Source organism: Serratia sp. PL7 (assembly GCF_945957435.1).
On record NZ_CAMFLB010000002.1, the window covers coordinates 319269 to 336640 of the forward strand.

Sequence of the window (17372 nt, forward strand, 5' to 3'; positions counted from 1 at the left end):
CGCAGCTGGCTACGTCTCTACCAGTGGTTTACCAATCTATGTGGAGCTATCACCGAGCGATAAAGGTACACTGAACTCCTCCTACCTCTACCCGGTGAAAAAGATGTCTTTCTTTGATGCTTTTAAGCTATTCGGTGACGCCCCCGTTGATGTCACCTGCCCTGAATGCGCAAAAAGTTCGCCGCAAAATCGCAGTAAGGTGAAAAAAAACGTCACGCTGATCTGCCCCCACTGTGGACATTATTTCCGTAAACGCGAAGATTGAGACCTTCAACGCGCCTCCCTCTCCAGATTAATGTTTAAGCTACCTGTGCGGTAGTGAGCGAAAGCCGCTCTAACTTTCTCAGGGGTAAACCCTTCTAAGCTGCCTATACGGCAGTGAACACGGTTTTTAGCCAACATAGATATGTTAGCAATTTCTAAGCTGCCTATACGGCAGTGAACTTACCATCCAGTATGGAAATACCGCCATTCAGTTTCTAAGCTGCCTATACGGCAGTGAACAGTTTGTAGCTCTACAGCTTGCCATGCTAACGTTTCTAAGCTGCCTATACGGCAGTGAACCGCGGGTTTCGGGCCTTCGGCTAGGGTCTGATTTTCTAAGCTGCCTATACGGCAGTGAACGCAGTCGGCGCGGATATATCTTCCTCGCTCCTTTTCTAAGCTGCCTATACGGCAGTGAACAGCGGCATTCTGTGTTTCTCGTTACAGCTAAATTTCTAAGCTGCCTATACGGCAGTGAACGATTGCATCTCTGCTTTGGCATTAGGGAATCTTTTCTAAGCTGCCTATACGGCAGTGAACTTCATGGAACGTTGGCCGTTCGTCCATTTCCAGTTTCTAAGCTGCCTATACGGCAGTGAACGGCACTGGGGAACATCAGCAAATACAGCTTTCTTTCTAAGCTGCCTATACGGCAGTGAACCTGAATACAACTCTTCCGGGCAGCAATCAATTTTTCTAAGCTGCCTATACGGCAGTGAACTGTTACATGCTAACGGTAACTAACTGTTAATAAAATAGAATCCCGCCACCCCACCCAAAAACCCTTTTCTAAACATGACTGACGCCAACCTTTAAAATCAATAGGTTAGAATCAGTCATTAAATTAGGGTTAAAACCACGGGATGGTTGCCGTTGCGCTTAGACCATAAGCACTAAATACCCCCTCTGTTGCGTTATCGCAAATCTTGCCTTGTTCGATAAACAACAAAAAGGTTTGCTCGCTGGATAGACTTTTTAAACGAATAAATGGCAATGCTGAGCGTTTCTCAACGGCATCAGGAATACGCAGACGAGCCTCTTCTTCAGTTACCCATCCCTTGCGAACAGAGCGACGACGTAATCTCTCGGCGCTGCTTTTGAGCTGCACTCGTCGCACTGTACGATATTTTACATTGGCGGGTATCGGCAGAATTTCGCCACATTCCGTGTAATCCCGTAATCCTTTACGCCAAGGTAAAGTCTCAAAGGCAGTGAGCACCGCTAGAGTGCCATGTAGCCGTAACCTATCGCCCAGTGTTTTACCGGCAGAGGGGAAACTGATGCCTATTTTTCCCTGCCCAGCACTACCTAATGCCCTATGCAACTTGGCAAAGAGTGCTTCCAGTAATTCCGTCGTTGAAAACTCCGGATCCGGCAGCACACGAATCTCGAGGTAATGATCCATACGTCGCCCCTTTATTCGCCTTTCTCGCCAAATACGCCGCCACGGATCAGTATGGCCATGACATAGTGTTGTTGTTCGACTTCTGGCACCTTCCCTTTAGTCACCCAGTTATCCAACAGTGTATAAAAATCCATTTTTTGTTTCGGCTGACGATAGGCTTGCCCCCTGCTGGTCACTGAACCATAGGGTTCCACCGCAATTGGCCCTAACGCCAACTCACTCGCATCGGGGTACCAACTATCGACGGTACGCAACGCATTACCGATTTTCTGCGAGTGCATGGCAGCAATATCATCCACGTGATAAAGCACCTTACTTTTCTTACTGTTGCTATCTAGCACCAGTTCCTGCGATGGGAAAATCTCTTGTCCTTTGCCCAATCGCACGCAGGCTTCCACGCTAAAGAATGCAAAGCTTTCCCCTGCCAAGCCTTGCTCAATTTCCTTGGCCAACTCCGCTAAATCGCCTTTCGGCTGGCTAAACGTACGCAAGCTGTAATCACTAGCGTTGAATTGCCAGGTTTTCTCCTTCCCCTTAACGGTAATAGCAATCTCATCGGCACCAACGCGGTTGCGCCATAGGAAGCGACCATTTGCCAGATTCTCAGCATAACGCCCGGCCAGTTCTTTAAACCCATGCTCTTTGATATAACCTTGGATCACCTTCGCCAATTCGGTTTGGTAATCTTGATCGTTACATACCGAAGGTTGCGATAAATTACCCAACACACGCAGGGTAAAGCTGACTTTCAAGGTATCAGTGTCGAACGGCAATGCTGCGACATCCACACGCTGCAAGTTGGGCTTTTGGATTTCGGCATCCAGTTTAGCCGGATCGCTGGCAATCGCATTTTTCAAACGATTGGAAATCGTGCCACGCACCGCTTTCTCTTGAATCGCAATCGGCGTCCATTCAGGTTGTTGCCAGTTACCAGCAAACATGATGGCATCGGAGTTTGCCAATTTACGTTCGAAAGCCAGGACAGATGCAGTCTTTACAGTAGCCATATAAATAATCCTTTAAGTTAATCTTCTTCGTTAAATTGGTAGTCTTCCGTGATGACCGGCACCGCACTGCGGCAGAGGTAGTCATCGCCTTGATGATGGTATTGCCATAACAACTGATTCAGATCGGTAATGCGGTGAAGACTGCGCCACTCGCCAATACCATAGACAGGCTCGGCAAAACGAAAAGGCGTTGTTGGATCACGTGATTTCTCGACTTCACCCGGTGCATAGAGTTGAGAGATCGCACGATACCCAGTCTGAAGCGGCACCAGATAACCAGCAGCAGGTTTTGGCTGGTAGCACCATTGAGGATTTTGTTCATCCTGCGCCTGATATTTCAGCGCCGCAAAGTCTAGCCATGCGTCAATTAGATCCGCCTGTGGGTTACTCTCGCGCAACGTTTGATAATGACTGGTCAGTAACTCAGAACGATCGAGCAAAGCAAATCCGGGTAACAAACGGCGCATCAGCTTACGCAGATCTTCTGGTTTGTCAGGAGTCCCCATCACCTTAATCGCGCCAATGTCGGTGATCACGCCGCCGGCCAAGCGCTGGGTTGGACACACCTCGGCAAGGTGCGCTTCCAACGCTTTAGCGCCTTGATCGCCGTTAACGATGGTGCCGTGGCACTCCATCAATAACGAAACCGTGATATGCATCCGCCCTTCCTCGTTGAACGCTGCCGTTTTCGCCTCTTTCGTCAATGGGTTGCGTGTCAAGGCAAAAGCATAATCACGGCCGGATGAATACGCATGGAGCTGCTGCTGATGGCAGACCACACCGCAGTTTGCCAAGGTTAAACCATGGCTCTGCTGCAATTTGCGGGATAATGCATGGCTGTAGCCGAGAAAGTGAGTGATAGCAGGAAAACCATAGGTCAGCCCGGCGATGGCATTGGCGTTCTCCACCCGAACGTGACGTAATACGATCAGCGCGCTCATGCGAAGTCCTCCTTAAACTCTTGCTCAAACTCACGCAGGCGACGTTTAAACAAAGACGTGGTTGACCATTCACGGCGTTCAACCTCGCTAAACCTCATCTCTTCAGTTTTTAACTGGTGATTTAGCCAAACGCCGAAGTCGATAGCGATTTGCTTTTTCCAATCCCCACCTTCACGCTCGAACTGAAAATCTTCATCCTGTTTAATCCGCCATGGATCGAGCCACAACTGCTGAGCACGCGAGAGCTGGCACCCTTCTTCCATGCTCCAGCATTGCCAATCTTCCCTGTTTTGGATACCGGCCACATAGCTAAACAAAGTATCGACAATCTCATCCACGAAGGCAGCACGCTGCTGGCGGATCTCTACATTTCGATCCTGCGGATTAAGGCTGCGCAGGTATTGTTTCAACTGCCACACAGCGTCTCTCGCCATAGCCGAGAATGCTTTACGCTCTTGGAAAATAGAGTTCTGGTTCAACGGCGGCTTATTCTGGCTTTGCCATATCGGCGCAGCGCAAGGCAGTAACCAAGCTCGGCCACCGCGTACGCTGTTAAGGTAGGAGATATTTTGCGGCTTGGTCCCCCCCATATTTACCACTGCCGTTTTGGGATAAATCACACGGGGATCAGGGTGCCAATCACCAGTTTTGAAGGCTTGGTATATCTCTTTGGAGGCATCGCTAAAGCGCGCTTCGCTGATTCGGCTGTGCATTGCATGAGCCAGCGAGGAAGAGAACAACGGACTCAGTAAATGGTATTCGCCCGGCCCTATCGGGAAATAGATCTGCTTGGCAAAAGTGTGAGAAGAGAGATGTTTATCGGTTAATACCTGCTTGAACCCTGCTACCCACTGTTCCAGTTGTTGAGGATTTTCTGCCAATTCCGCCAGCGGCACAGTGTTGTCGCGACCCAAGCAGGCGATCAGTGACTCACCTTCATATTCCAACTGTAGCAATTTTGCCACGTCCAATGCCGCCGCGTTGCCGACCGCATCAACAGCAGGTTGCGATAATGAGGAGGTAGAAAGAGTATTCGTTGTCTGCTCAAGCGAACCCGAACTGAAAATACTGCTGCCCTTGGCATCGCTGTGAGTGAATTTCAGCGCATGTGTCACCAAGCTGATTTGCCCGGCACGGCTAGCAGCATCGGTCAGCCAATTGCGTGGTGCATAGTTTTTCTCTAGCTCCTGCCGCTGCTCTAATGCCGTTTGTTTAACAACTGCGATCTCTTCGGAATCAGTCAGCACAGCCAGTTTTTTTGCCGTCTCTTTCTCAAGCGCCTCCAACTTGGGCTGTTTTCGACTGGCGATATATTCAACAATTAAAGCGGTTAATCCGTTCTGACTCATACGCCTCCTTACCTCAATGTTATTAGATTATTCATTCGAGTGCGCCAAACACCCCTAACAACGGGTGGAAATGCCATTGATCTGCCTTGTTTTTTCGTAGGTTTATCTCACCGAATTTCTGGCTCACCTCGGGTAGTTCCATCTCCAGCATATCGGCCAGCCCTTGGTAAATTGTGGGGTAGTCCTCCGTGATCCATGCGCCAATCCCTTCGGCGAAAACCACTTCAATCTCGCGAAAGTTATCGCTGGGCTTCCACTGGCCAGGGACAATATCTGGGAATTTAAAGCGCGGCCTATCCACTTCATCTTCCATCCACAGATAATGCGGTTCTTCCTCAGTAGATTGCCGAAACGGGCTCACTCGTTGCTGTTCTGCGCACCAGGTGGCCTGTTTGCGCCACCAGAGCGCAGCGTAATATTTGCCCTCAAGATCCTGTCGCCCCTGTAATACGCTGCGTAAACAGGCATGCTCCAGATCGACCAAATTATCGTGAGCTCTCAGTTTCAAAGATTCCTGTACTCGGGGAATTGCACTAATCGTTTCATATTGCGCGGGCTGCAAAATCTCCGCCAGATCGTGGCTATTGAGTTGTAGCCGGTATTTCTCAGACTCAAACCCTGGCCGATAATAAGCCGGTTTGTTACCCTGTAACGCCCTCACGTTTTTTTGCAGAATATGCAGATTCGGCGACGTACAAGGCTTCTGCCGGTGGCGCTGAATACGCCCTGCCAATTGGATCAACGAACGCATTGAACTCGGTTCGGCAATGGCCCAATCGTAATCATGATCCCTACCTACCTCGGCAACGGATGTCGCCAGCACCACAAACAGGTGATGCTGTTCTGGATAATTCGCCAATGCCTGTTTTATTTCTGTGATTTGCCACAGCGCCGTTTCGCAATAACGCGTCAGGGTTTCGTCCAATCGCCGCTCGATGTGTGAACGCATCGCCAATGGATGTTGGCTGTGATAAACACAATAATGAATTCGAGTATTCTCTGGCGCAGGCATGCGCAATAACCGCTGAGCTACCGCCACCAAAGGATTAATATTTGCCATGCGGATCACCCCCAACGACACGGTTTTACCCTCGGGATGTTCTTGATGATGAAGCGTATGTAATTGCCTCATGGCGACCGATAGTGTTTCCGCCACGCTATCCAGTACCGTACTTTTCTGCTGGTTTGTCGATTGCACCGCAATCAACTGTGCACGGCGCAATACCGCGATGTTTTGCAGTTTTGCCACTCGCTGAGCGACAAACGCCTCATGCGCAGCTTTAAAATCTTTCGCACCTTGTATATCGTGCGGGATGGCATCGTTCTCATCAAACCAGGCACAACAGATATTTAATGGCGAATCAGGCTGGCCGCACACTTGCATATAATCAGCACGGCCCGCTTTATATGCATTAAACAACGCCTGAACCAGCGCAGGCGGTAAAGTGGCGGAAGAAAGCAGCACGCGGGAACCTAACATTCCAGCCCAGTTGACCAGGCGGCATAACGCGGGAAGATCGGCAATATCAAAATCGTCCGGTTCATCCAACACCAGATCGGCAGTCATAAGGCGCAACATCGGTGCAATTTGCTTGCCCCCGCGCACACCCTCGGTCGCACCAATCAGATGGTCGATAGTGGTCACTAATACCGGTGCACTCAATAGCTTGTGCAAGTTGCCACTACCTTGCAACCAACGGCTTAAGCGCCCATCGTCCAGACTGCCACCGTAGCTGACATAGTGATGTTCGGCGAACAGCTCCTCTGCCGAGGCACTGCCTGTACCACGCAGTTCAGCTTTATCATTATTGAGTTGATGCAGTTCCCGCACCGCAGCAGAACCCACTAATACGGCTAGATCGTCATCATCCAACATTAATCTGGTTTTAAGAGCATCGCCGGTTTGCAAGGTTAAAGTGCGAAGCCCTAAGGCAACAGAAAAGCGGCAGCCTGACTTTTCATCGGCCAAGCCATACATAATTCGCGCATTAGCAAACGTTTTGCCGCAGCCCGTAGAAGCCATGTTAACGCCAAAGAAACCTTGCTTAACCGATCGTTCACGCGCGGCACACGCAAGATCATAAGCTTTGTCCTGCCAACGGAACTGCTCTGTCTTACTTCGCTGTTTGAAACCTTTATGACGCGTGATTGCCGGTAATGTGGCGCGGATATGCGGTAAACTTCGCCCCAATAACAACGCGTTCTGCCCCACACCGATATTGTGCTCATCCAGTTGTTGCTTCAATCCACCGGTTAGGCGATCGGTATTGGCATACGCTTGATAATCAGCATCTTGCCAACCTGCCGTCGGCGCTAAAGATGAATAATGATGATCTGCCAACATCAGCACTAAACGCGCCATATGGCTGGTGAAACGTTGTTCCAATACAGCAAATTGCATCAATGAGGGTAATTGCAACGCGCGTTGGGCAAATTTGCGTGCTTTTTCACGCCAGATAGCACTGCGCATTGGCGTGCCATGCGGGAAATCCCATACCGCATAGTGTTCTTCCGTTGTCCAACCTTCAATTAGGCTGTTCGTGGAGTTCCACTCTGCAACCAATTGTGTTGTTAACCAGCCATCCATATCCTTTAACTCTGGCGGGCTCCCACTTTCCTGATCCCTGTTAGGGTAAGCAGGCAAACGGTGATGAGAGACAATCAACCAGGCAATGGTTGTTGCCAGCGGAGGCAAAGAGAGAAATGGATTGATAAAAGCGTCAACGGAGTCCTTTACCAGCGCGGTTATCATCTGGTTTTCATCGCTCTCGTCGATCGCCGCTAACGCCGTTATCCATTGTTTATCGCTACGTTCTCCTACCCAGGCACAAAACAGTCTCAATGAAACCCATTCATGCCGATAGGGTTGGAAATGTTTCCCTTTGCCACGTAATCCATTCTGGAATAAGAAATTAGCCTTACCGAAATCATGAAAAAGCCCGGCAATCCCAGCCATCAACGCAATCGCTTCTACGCTATGCCAGCTATTTTCATCCTGGCTGCGGAGGACATCGCGCTCGGTAGTATTGGTCGGCACCGAACCCTCGGAGTTAAAACGCCGGAGATTGCCCACGATCCATAGAAGTTCGGTCTGATTACCGCCTTTTATCCAGTGACAAGCCACCGCAGTATTGCGCCTGGCGGTTTTACGCAGCAGTTTTCTTAGCGTATTCAGCCCTTCCAGGGTTATAGCCGTTTGCCAGGTTCTATCACCTTTGCGTTCCGCGAACTGATCTAAAATGCGGCGAGTTTCTACTAATGCATTTTTATTGCACTGTGCAATCAGCAAAATATTCACTTGCCCACCTGAGATAGACTTTCCGCCGTTTCTTTCAGCGTATCAATCATCACATCCAGCGCATCCGCTTGTTGAAACCCGCGCAGGCAGCGTTGGCGAAATTCCTGCTCGTCTTCCCCTGCCATAGCGGCAATAAAAGCCTGCGGTAGAATCAAAGCGTCCTTAATCAGATCGGCGATATCAAATACCAGGCCACCGCGTCGGGTTTTACCATGCAGTATCGACAATCCATGTGGCAAACCAATGACCCAAGCCGCTGTAGCAGCAAGCCCATACGCCAGATAATTGCCATGGTCCAAAAACCGGTTAGCGGTATCGACCCCACCACCGCGCTTAGCTCTGCTAAACTCGCCGTAATTCACACCATTGGCCGCCAGTTTATAGAGCGCCTTGGTCATAACGGCCTCTTGCACCAGGACATCATTGCTATTTTGGCAGGAAGATAAACGTTGCATAAAGCTGTCTAACACTGGATTAAGCCGTGCCGCGTCAATATTGAATCCTTGCTCGCGCTGCATACGTGAAGAAAGCCAGTGAGTGCGGATCTGAGCGATACGCTGTTGCTGAAAAGCAATTGCCGCAGCCAGGCGCTTATCATCATCAAACCAGAAGCTGACCCAATGCTGTAAATATTCCGTGGGGCGATATTCACTTTGCGAGGTTAACCACGAGACATCCACCTCCACTTCATTGGCGGCAAATAAAGGTGTACCACCGCCGCCACAGAATCCAACCAGCACCCCGGCTTTAGCAAACTCACGCATTGCCGCTTGAGTAACAGAAGTTCCCGTCCCCAACATTACAGCTGTGGTATTAGCGATCGGGATGTTCCAATACAAGGATTGCTTACCTTCATCCGTAACGTATTCCACCCTGCCGCCGTTGACTAGGATCCGACAATGCTGCAGGTAGTAAAGATTCGCACGCTTTGAATGCAGGATGGTTTTTAGATCAGAAGGCGAAAATTGATTTTGCATTAAATGAAAACATCCCTGCTTTATGCCATAAAGTCATCCAAGACGTGATTACCTATGACAGATGCCAACGCGATATTGTTGTTTTAACATAATAGGCTCACTGTATAGAGTGATTGATGTTAGATTTTCATCTAATTTATATTGATGATGAATCATAGAGATAGATACAAATTATGAATCATTTATATCAGTTAGCTTAATAATAAAAACAATCTTGGGGTGAAAGTTGGCGGTGCGCCAATGAACTGCCGCAAGTTCAAAACCGGCTCGCGCTGGCTTTTCTAAGCTGCCCGTACGGCAGTGAACAAAATCGGGGCTGGATTCGCAGAAACGGGAAATTTCTAAGCTGCCTGTACGGCCGTGAACGATTGTCTGGTGGCATCGGTGGAGCTGCTTCATTTCTAAGCTGCCTGTACGGCAGTGAACCTGGACATTCTGAAAGATGACGGTGGCATCAATTTCTAAGCTGCCTGTACGGCAGTGAACAGGTGGTTGAGTTCACTCACTCGAGGTCTGCTTTTCTAAGCTGCCTGTACGGCAGTGAACAGAGAGGCATACTCTATCGATTGCTCTGGTATTTTCTAAGCTGCCTGTACGGCAGTGAACATTGAAGCTATCGTGTGCGGGGATGGTAAGGTTTTCTAAGCTGCCTGTACGGCAGTGAACGCCGTGAAATTGTCGATCCTGATGATGTGCTTTTTCTAAGCTGCCTGTACGGCAGTGAACGATCGAATGCTGCCCAGTTCACGTTAGCGATGTTTCTAAGCTGCCTGTACGGCAGTGAACTGTTACATCCTAGCGCTAATTCTCTGTTACTTAAACAATAACCTTTGAAATCCTCTGGAAAACCTTTTTTCACTCACGCCATTAATTTATTTTAAAATCAATTAGTTAATAACCACCCCAAAATTAGGGTCTAGAACGACACATACTACCAGTCTCATGGATAGATACAGCTTCAGATGATGATTACAGAGCTACCAAGGGTGAATGTGGCTCGTTTTTTATACCACCGTGCGGAAGAGTTTCAGCGGAGAAAAGTTGTACGCAATATTTTTATTAATGTCGCTGGTCAGGCAGGGATAGACCGACTTATCGGCCCAAGACTTGAATTCAATATCGGTATTACGGATCAGTTGACCATTAACATACAGCGCGGTTTTGTAAATTCCGGGCAACCTGGAGGCACCTTCGGCGAAACGGCTGAGATAGATCGACTGTACATCATCAACATTCAAAAAAGACGAGTCGAACTCCAGGCTCTTGGCGCTGGTTTGCGGCGCATTTTCAGTTACCGCATTGACGCTTACCGCCACAAAAATCTATAGCGCCACTACCACCAAAGAGGCGAATAGCTCCCGGATAGCGTAGCGCAAAATTTTGACATCCCGCCGCCTCAAGAGCTTGATACCGGGTCAAGCACTACGACTTTAAAATAATAATACTGATATATATTAGCATGTTACTTTATTACAGCATCGAAGGCGTTGACCGCGCCATAGTCATTAACAACACTTCCAGTGATTTTGTTGCCCCCATTTCCAGCCAGATTCAGCACCATGCTTGAGCGTGGTGCCACCATGGCGTTGTCGAGTTTTTTGCCATTGACTGACAGGTTCACAAAATTGACATAAAACGGCGTGGGGTTAGTTGCCTGTACTTTACCGCCTTGCGTATTCCAGGTGACGGTTTTATAAGCATCATTGGCATTGCCTTGCAGGCCCGCAGGGCGATAGAACAGCTTGATCCGGGTGCGGAAAGCCATTTGCAGACGGTTTTCGCTCGTTTTGGCTTCGCTCTTGGCCGGCACTTCCAGCACATTCAGCCAGAACACTGATTCCTTATCCATTGGCAAGCTTCCGCCAGCATAGCTGATACGCAGTGTCTGGCCTTTACCCTGCTCCACCCGGTTCATCGGTGGAGTCAGTACAAAGGGAACTTTGATAGCCGCAGGTTTGGCGTTGGGATCACCATTATCTATCCAGCTCTGCAGCAGTACCGGCGAGGGGCCGACATTATTGATTTTGACGCTGACTTCTTTGGCGTCCGATGGATAAATCACCCGTGTACCGCTGAGTACCACGCTGGCGAGGCTACTGCTGCTGAATAGGGCAATCGCTGCAAAAGTGCCAACCTGACGCGCAATATTGAGAGGAAAAAGTTTCATAAAAACCCCCTGACCCAACGGAAGATAAGAAGGGGGACGACTCCCCCTTCGAAAACTGATTATTGATATTGAATAGAATAGACTACATTGCTGATCACGGTGCCAGCAGTAGTGGCTCCTTCAGCATAATAACGCACTGCATAAGGCAGAGTAGCGCTACCGCTGGTAACATCTTTATACGTGGTGTTGGTCACCTGGTTCGCGTTACCTGCCTGGATCACCGCCTGAGACGCACTGGACGCATCCAGCAGTTGCAGACTGACGTTGGACGCTGTACCGGTCAGGTTTTTCAGGCGACCAGTCACGGAATCTACCGAAGCACCCGCTTCAAAGAAGGCGGAGGCAGTCTGCAGTGTGCCTGAGCAGTTATTCAGTGCCATCACGAAACCTGTTTCACCGGCGGTTTGGGTCGCGCCGTTCAACTGGTTGGTGCCGACGGTTGGCAGCACGACAGTGGCGTCTGCAGTCTGGCCATCGACTACGACATCACAGGTGTTGGCGGTCAGTTCACCGTTGAAGGTGATGGTACCGGTAGAAGCAGCCTGAGCCAGACCCACTGAACCAAATACTGCAACCAGAGAAGCTACGATTGTTAAGTTTTTCATATTTATTCCTATTTACCTTGCGTCATTAAACTATTAGGTTACCCACGGAGGGTGGATATATTTTTGCAATACATAACTCTATAAATATGGCGAGCATATATCGGCAATCACACAGCATTTGAAATGCAGGACAATAACTGGCGCTATCAAATTAAATGAAGACAAGAAACATTCACAAGATATCAATGAACGACAGTTCCTTGTTGAAAGCCATTTCAGCGAACCTTTATCCCTTACCTATCACGAACCATCCGTCTGGTACTGCATACTGCCTTGCTGTTGGAATAAATATTACCGCTGAATGCGGAATATTCTGAGTGAAGTAGTATAAAACGCAGGGAAAATCACTTATAGACATATTAATCAATAAGTTATACATAATTCTTATATGAAAAAACGCATTTCTTAATTGTTCTAACCGCACTGAAACGCCATATAAGAAAAACAAGAAGCCCATTGATATATAAAAGAAAGGTACAACACTAAGGGGTTTTGGCAGCGATACATCGATAGCTCCGCTTACCCGTAGGGTATTTCATTAATCAGTAATAGTTAATCGTAAACGTGACTTTGCCGTTCGCCTTGCCTGGCGAAGTCCCAGAAGCGGTTTGAATATAACGAGCAGCCAATGGAACACGAATTGTCGGACTACCGTCTTTTGGTAGCGTTACTGACTGCTCTGCCGCAAAGTTAAACAGCGACGGCGTTTGGCTGCTATTTCCCCAACCGAGCTGTATCCCCACCCCCGATGCTGCACCGGGTACTGTAGAATCAATAGCCATAATCCCATTGGCAGCATCAATCACTGAAGTTGTCGGGGTCAATCGCACGCCAATACTATTATTGGTTGAGTTGGCTACCTGCCCGGAGCCGATAGCATAGTCAAACATTAATGTACTGTTGGCGGCATTATAATAACCATAAAAGGTTGGGCAGTTGGTCATGGTGATCGAAGCATCAACCCACGGAGTGGTTGCCCCCTGCCTGGTAAAGTATTGCCGCGTATCGTAACTCCCCAGATTAACATTCACATCTGGCGTAGTGCAGGTCTGGGCCGATACCGTTAACTGCCCCTGAAACTTGATAATGTACGCTTTAATGGGAAGCCCGGTTGTCGCCGGATAACTTATCGGATTCACAACCGAGAGTGCGGCAGTTGGCAATGTCGTCGCATTGAGGGTGTAACTACCCGGTCTAATAGCGCCAATTTTGATCAACGTTGCATAGATCGTTCTGTTAGACAGAAAAGGTTTATAGGATCCCCCTGTCACCAGGCTGTTCACATCCGCCGGAAACTGATAGTTAGGTTTGCCTAATATGGCTGCATCACCATTATTATTGCGGGAGATGGCAATTCCTACCCCTGGGATACTGGTCTGATAGACAGCGCCACCGAAAGGACTACCCGCCCAGTTGGCGAGGGGAAGGGGTGCCTGCTCAACTGTCCACGCAATGTTAAGCCACATTGAGGTATCCGTCGGCGAGTCACAGGACATCACCGAGAAGCCGGTAGCACCACTCACCCATCGGCCCTGATAAATCACCGTTCCGACTGGAAGATCACTCCCCGCCGAGATCGCTGCAGGAGACAGAGTCACATTATCGGTACGTGGGGAGCCATTCATCGGTGAACAGACTACCGCAGCCCAGGCACTATTGCTGGCAGACATGAGCAAAAGCACCCCTATCGTACCCTGTATTATCCCCTTCATTTTTACCTCTGGCGCTAAAGGCGCACCACGTTTGTCATTTGCGATGTCAGAACCCGATGCCAAGCCAGTTTAAGACCACCATATTCGCTGCGCGTCGTGGCTTTCAAGCTGACATTAACGAAACCCGTCACGTTGAGTAAGCAGCCGCAACCAGGCAACGAAGATAAAGCCTTTTCAATGCGACAGAACCGGAAAAAGTGCCAATCTGACACGCCATATTTTGAGAAAAAGCTTCATCAAAACTCCTGGCCCAACGGGAGTTAAAAAGGGATGAGTCCCCTTCAACAACTCACTATTGATACTGATTAGAATAGACTACATTGCTGATCACGGTGCTGGCAGCGGTGACTCCTTCAGCATAAGGGCGCATGGTCTAAGGTCGAGTTGCTCGCCCCTTCATAGTCATTATCTACGGAAGTAATCAAACGTTATTTCGGGTTGTTAGCGCACATGGTTTTCTAAGCTGCCTGTACGGCATACCCCTTTATGAAGTGTGTTGCCAACGATCTACGTTTTGATTCCATAGCATTCCCGGTGGCTATCCTGTCAACTCACTGACCATGGCGAACCAGTTCAAGAATTGCCGCACCGATCCACATCTCTCTTCGTCCAGAGCCATAGACACCTGCGGTTAATTTCCATCCAATTTAGCATAGTGGTGGTGAGCGGAGAAAATTCGACCTAGTGACTACACACGCGAACTTTTTATCATTATCCGAGATGTTCGCCATAGCCCATTTGGATCAACGTAGAACGATTGGAAACTCCCGATCTGCGTCTCTAGGAAAAGGACAGTTACGGCAGCCACTACGCAGGATTCTTCTTCGAGAGGGAGAAGAAAGAGGAAAGTCGGTACGGCACCTCGCTACGCTCAGAATACAGCCTTAAAAACCACCTTCACATGCGCGCCATTGATGGTGAGTTGCTGGACGGCGATCAGATCTATGAGGTGTACAGCGCCACCATTGATGACACGCTAATCCAGCGCATTGTGACCACAAACAGCATCAGGTCGAAGTGGGAAAAAATGATATTCGCTTTGTTCTACGGCCAGTCGAGGATTTGCATCGACTGTGATCCAGATGACTATTCCTACCTTGGCTACAACTTATGAATCGATTAGTTTACTGGACTAAGAATGAAAAACCCGCGAATATATACTATATACTTCGCGGATTATGGAACTAATCATTAGACATTAAGGCTGCCTACAAACCAAAAAACTTTGATAAGTGGCTTTTTCTTCAATTCGTATAACTTTACCGCCACGCTTTACTGTTCGTTGATATATACAATAAGGAAAAATGGTTTTTGTATTATCAACTAAATTCCACGGACCAACACTTATGGTTCCTGCCCCTGAGTGCTCCATTGTTGGATAGGCCGCTGAACCTGTACTCCAAAAAGCAGTTAACATTGTAACAAATACTAAGTTTTTTAATTTACTTCTCATGAATAAAATCCTTATATAATTAATCGGCATGCATTATAAACATTACAAATAAGACGAAAAAAATCAATTTATTATGTACTTTAAAACAAAAAACGGGATAAAAACCATTAACGACAGAGAATTTACTTAAATATATAGTAACGGTCTATAATGCTGTATAATGAATCAAAGAATACAAGTAGATAAAACTTTGGGAATGTTTGATCATGTGCGGTTTCGTTATCGGGGTGGCCGCTCTCTCCGGGCCATCCATTTTGATAGCACCGCGCCGCAATGCTGACAACACACCTCCCCCTATCAAGTAATCGCGCTATAATCCTCCCAACCAGGAGGAATCTATGTCCCAGTCGTACAATCCCGGCAGCCTAAATGGATAGAGTTAACGTCGATTTAGCGGCGTCCGGCGTTGCTTACAAAGAGCGCATGAACATGCCAGTGATACCCGCCGAAGTGGCATCACAGCAGCCGTCACACCTTCGAGAGTATTTTCTTGATCGTCTCTGCCATTGATGACCTCAGAATTTAGATATGAAAATGCATCTTACTCAGTTGGGTTCCCAACTTTTAAGATGCAGTTAAGTTTGGCTTTGGTTTTTTTTACTGCACATTTCCGTTGAACGGGTTTCCTTCCAAATTAAAACGAAGAGTTTTGCTTCCGCCTGAACTGGTAATAATAGAAACCCTTAAATCACTCGCATTTAAAATATCATTTAAAGTTGGTTTATCCACCCTTAGAGTTAACACGCCATCAAAGTAGCTCTTGACCGCTACTGGCTCTTTATTTCCAATGAAAATTAAATTTTCACAAATAGCCTGACACTGTACACCGTCTTTCACTTGAACCTGAATCACGCTTCCCTTTCCATAAACACCGAGAAAGCTGATGATATTACCTCCATCTGGCTTTATTGAGTTCTCATATACCAACCTTCCATTTATGTCTTTACTAATTGTGTAGCTCCACCCATTAGCCTCATATGACTTAGCGGATTCAGCAAAAGAAAGAGAAAAAATTGAGGGGGTGATTAATAAAATAAAAAAAACGAAAATACCTTTACACTTCACAACCATGACAGCCTCCTTTAAAATATCAAAACATCCTACCACCCCTACTTCACAGCGTCACTCCGTTCAAAGAAAAGGCCCACTTACGCGGGCTGCTTGTTTCGCGTCCTTTCAGCTGCTTCGATCACTTCATCCAGCACATCATGCATGGCCTGCACATCTTCAATAGAGTATGTTCCATCGAGCATGTCAGACCATGCAGCCAGGGGCGGGCATAACTGCCCGACGCCTGCACAGGGTCTCCACAGGAACCAATTTACTTTTGATTCCCCGCCGTTTCGTTGCTGTCGCCGCCCCCTCCGCTGTTGCTGAGCTGCCAAAAAGGGCCGATGTTCTCTTTTAGCACCCGTCCCACCAACACGAGGTAGTTATGCGCCTCGTCCTGGAATAGGTTTTCAGCCACAGGCACGCTATCGGCGTGGCGCAAAATCTTACCATTGCTGAGGCAAAGCGTTTTCAGGCGGTTAAAGCTGGCTACGTCCACCGCCGCAAGGCTGGCAGTCAGGCCCATATCGGTCACCTTGTCACTCAGGGCCGGGAGCAGACCGCATCCTGAGGCGATCTGCAGCATCTCCACCTGGTCTTTGGCTGGGGAAGTAACGCCGCTATAGGTAACGTCGTTAATTTCAGTTTCGATAATACGGCCCATCAGGTTTCCTCACTGTCTGCAAATTCAAAAATAAACTGCTCATCGGACACGCTGGTTTTCCCCGCTCGCGTGGCGGGCCCACGGTTGACCATCACACCATCAAACCCGGCAAAATATTCATCAGTGCCGCTTTGGGAAAATGTGAACGTGGCATCAATGCCTGATTTCTCAACGGCCAGCAGTTGGCGAACCTGGACGGATCCCGGCATCAAGTTTACTGTCAGGCGCTTGGCGCGGGTTTTGTTGTCCAGACGTACGGATGAGGCCCCAATGCCGCGTTTAAGCGCAGCTCGCGGTTCCAGGTCCTCAATAGTGATCGGCGGGTCGGTATCACCAAAATCGTCAATCGGGATACCAAAAATAGTCAAGTTGGCACCGTCGGCGCCATAGCGATGCATGGTCATAAAATTACTCCACGGTAGCGTTGATTTCAGCGACGTGCCCTGCTCGCGCCAAGATCACTAGGATGTCGGTTAGTGG

At 48.4% G+C, this 17372-nt stretch carries 17 protein-coding genes; 3 read left to right on the top strand and 14 right to left on the bottom strand.

The window, feature by feature from the left end; all coding sequences use genetic code 11:
* The first annotated feature begins 103 nt into the window (after positions 1-103).
* A complete protein-coding gene (locus N6G83_RS15960; RefSeq protein ID WP_021178250.1) occupies positions 104-265 on the top strand; it encodes a YnfU family zinc-binding protein in 162 nt (53 codons plus the stop codon).
* Between the two features lie 849 nt (positions 266-1114).
* Here the strand turns inward: N6G83_RS15960 and cas6f are convergent.
* From cas6f to N6G83_RS16010, 10 genes are all read right to left on the bottom strand, one after another.
* The gene (cas6f, locus tag N6G83_RS15965; RefSeq protein WP_074030929.1) at positions 1115-1669 is read right to left on the bottom strand and encodes a type I-F CRISPR-associated endoribonuclease Cas6/Csy4; all 555 of its coding nucleotides are present in this window, start codon (positions 1667-1669) and stop codon (positions 1115-1117) included.
* An 11-nt stretch (positions 1670-1680) separates the two neighbouring features.
* A complete protein-coding gene (gene csy3 / locus N6G83_RS15970) occupies positions 1681-2682 on the bottom strand; it encodes a type I-F CRISPR-associated protein Csy3 (protein ID WP_211136334.1) in 1002 nt (333 codons plus the stop codon).
* An 11-nt stretch (positions 2683-2693) separates the two neighbouring features.
* Complete coding sequence (gene csy2 / locus N6G83_RS15975; protein ID WP_211136333.1) at positions 2694-3617, bottom strand: type I-F CRISPR-associated protein Csy2; 924 nt, start codon at positions 3615-3617, stop codon at positions 2694-2696.
* On the bottom strand, positions 3614-4966 hold the full coding sequence (gene csy1 / locus N6G83_RS15980; RefSeq protein ID WP_211136332.1) for a type I-F CRISPR-associated protein Csy1: 1353 nt from the start codon (positions 4964-4966) through the stop codon (positions 3614-3616). Before csy1 ends, csy2 begins: the two co-directional genes overlap by 4 nt.
* Positions 4967-4997: 31 nt before the next feature.
* The gene (gene cas3f / locus N6G83_RS15985) at positions 4998-8264 is read right to left on the bottom strand and encodes a type I-F CRISPR-associated helicase Cas3f (protein ID WP_211136331.1); all 3267 of its coding nucleotides are present in this window, start codon (positions 8262-8264) and stop codon (positions 4998-5000) included.
* Positions 8261-9241: a type I-F CRISPR-associated endonuclease Cas1f gene (cas1f, locus tag N6G83_RS15990; protein ID WP_211136330.1), complete on the bottom strand. Its 981-nt coding sequence runs from the start codon at positions 9239-9241 to the stop codon at positions 8261-8263. The genes cas3f and cas1f overlap by 4 nt, the downstream gene beginning before the upstream one ends.
* Positions 9242-10245: 1004 nt before the next feature.
* On the bottom strand, positions 10246-10557 hold the full coding sequence (locus N6G83_RS15995) for a FimD/PapC N-terminal domain-containing protein (RefSeq protein ID WP_211136329.1): 312 nt from the start codon (positions 10555-10557) through the stop codon (positions 10246-10248).
* A gap of 146 nt (positions 10558-10703) precedes the next feature.
* Entirely contained in the window at positions 10704-11408 is a 705-nt protein-coding gene (locus N6G83_RS16000; protein ID WP_024529956.1) for a fimbria/pilus periplasmic chaperone, read from the bottom strand.
* A gap of 59 nt (positions 11409-11467) precedes the next feature.
* Positions 11468-12013 (bottom strand): fimbrial protein, encoded by a 546-nt coding sequence (locus N6G83_RS16005; protein WP_024529955.1) that lies wholly within the window; start codon positions 12011-12013, stop codon positions 11468-11470.
* 542 nt (positions 12014-12555) lie between these two features.
* Positions 12556-13683 carry a fimbrial protein gene (locus N6G83_RS16010; RefSeq protein ID WP_248006673.1) on the bottom strand — a complete coding sequence of 376 codons (1128 nt, stop codon included), beginning with the start codon at positions 13681-13683 and terminating at the stop codon, positions 12556-12558.
* A 943-nt stretch (positions 13684-14626) separates the two neighbouring features.
* On the opposite strand from N6G83_RS16010, the gene N6G83_RS16015 reads away from it, so the two are divergent.
* Positions 14627-14839, top strand: coding sequence for a hypothetical protein (locus N6G83_RS16015; RefSeq protein WP_260523989.1), 213 nt, complete (start codon positions 14627-14629; stop codon positions 14837-14839).
* An 84-nt stretch (positions 14840-14923) separates the two neighbouring features.
* Here N6G83_RS16015 and N6G83_RS16020 read toward each other — a convergent pair whose 3' ends face one another.
* The gene (locus N6G83_RS16020) at positions 14924-15178 is read right to left on the bottom strand and encodes a hypothetical protein (RefSeq protein WP_260523990.1); all 255 of its coding nucleotides are present in this window, start codon (positions 15176-15178) and stop codon (positions 14924-14926) included.
* Between the two features lie 369 nt (positions 15179-15547).
* Here N6G83_RS16020 and N6G83_RS16025 point away from each other — a divergent pair, with 369 nt between their 5' ends.
* The gene (locus N6G83_RS16025; protein ID WP_211136541.1) at positions 15548-15688 is read left to right on the top strand and encodes a DNA polymerase III subunit theta; all 141 of its coding nucleotides are present in this window, start codon (positions 15548-15550) and stop codon (positions 15686-15688) included.
* Between the two features lie 87 nt (positions 15689-15775).
* Here the strand turns inward: N6G83_RS16025 and N6G83_RS16030 are convergent, their stop codons facing one another.
* From N6G83_RS16030 to N6G83_RS16040, 3 genes are all read right to left on the bottom strand, one after another.
* Positions 15776-16249 carry a hypothetical protein gene (locus N6G83_RS16030; protein WP_211136540.1) on the bottom strand — a complete coding sequence of 158 codons (474 nt, stop codon included), beginning with the start codon at positions 16247-16249 and terminating at the stop codon, positions 15776-15778.
* A 250-nt stretch (positions 16250-16499) separates the two neighbouring features.
* Complete coding sequence (locus N6G83_RS16035; RefSeq protein WP_211136539.1) at positions 16500-16892, bottom strand: hypothetical protein; 393 nt, start codon at positions 16890-16892, stop codon at positions 16500-16502.
* On the bottom strand, positions 16892-17296 hold the full coding sequence (locus N6G83_RS16040; protein ID WP_211136538.1) for a hypothetical protein: 405 nt from the start codon (positions 17294-17296) through the stop codon (positions 16892-16894). The genes N6G83_RS16035 and N6G83_RS16040 overlap by 1 nt, the downstream gene beginning before the upstream one ends.
* Positions 17297-17372 lie beyond the last annotated feature (76 nt).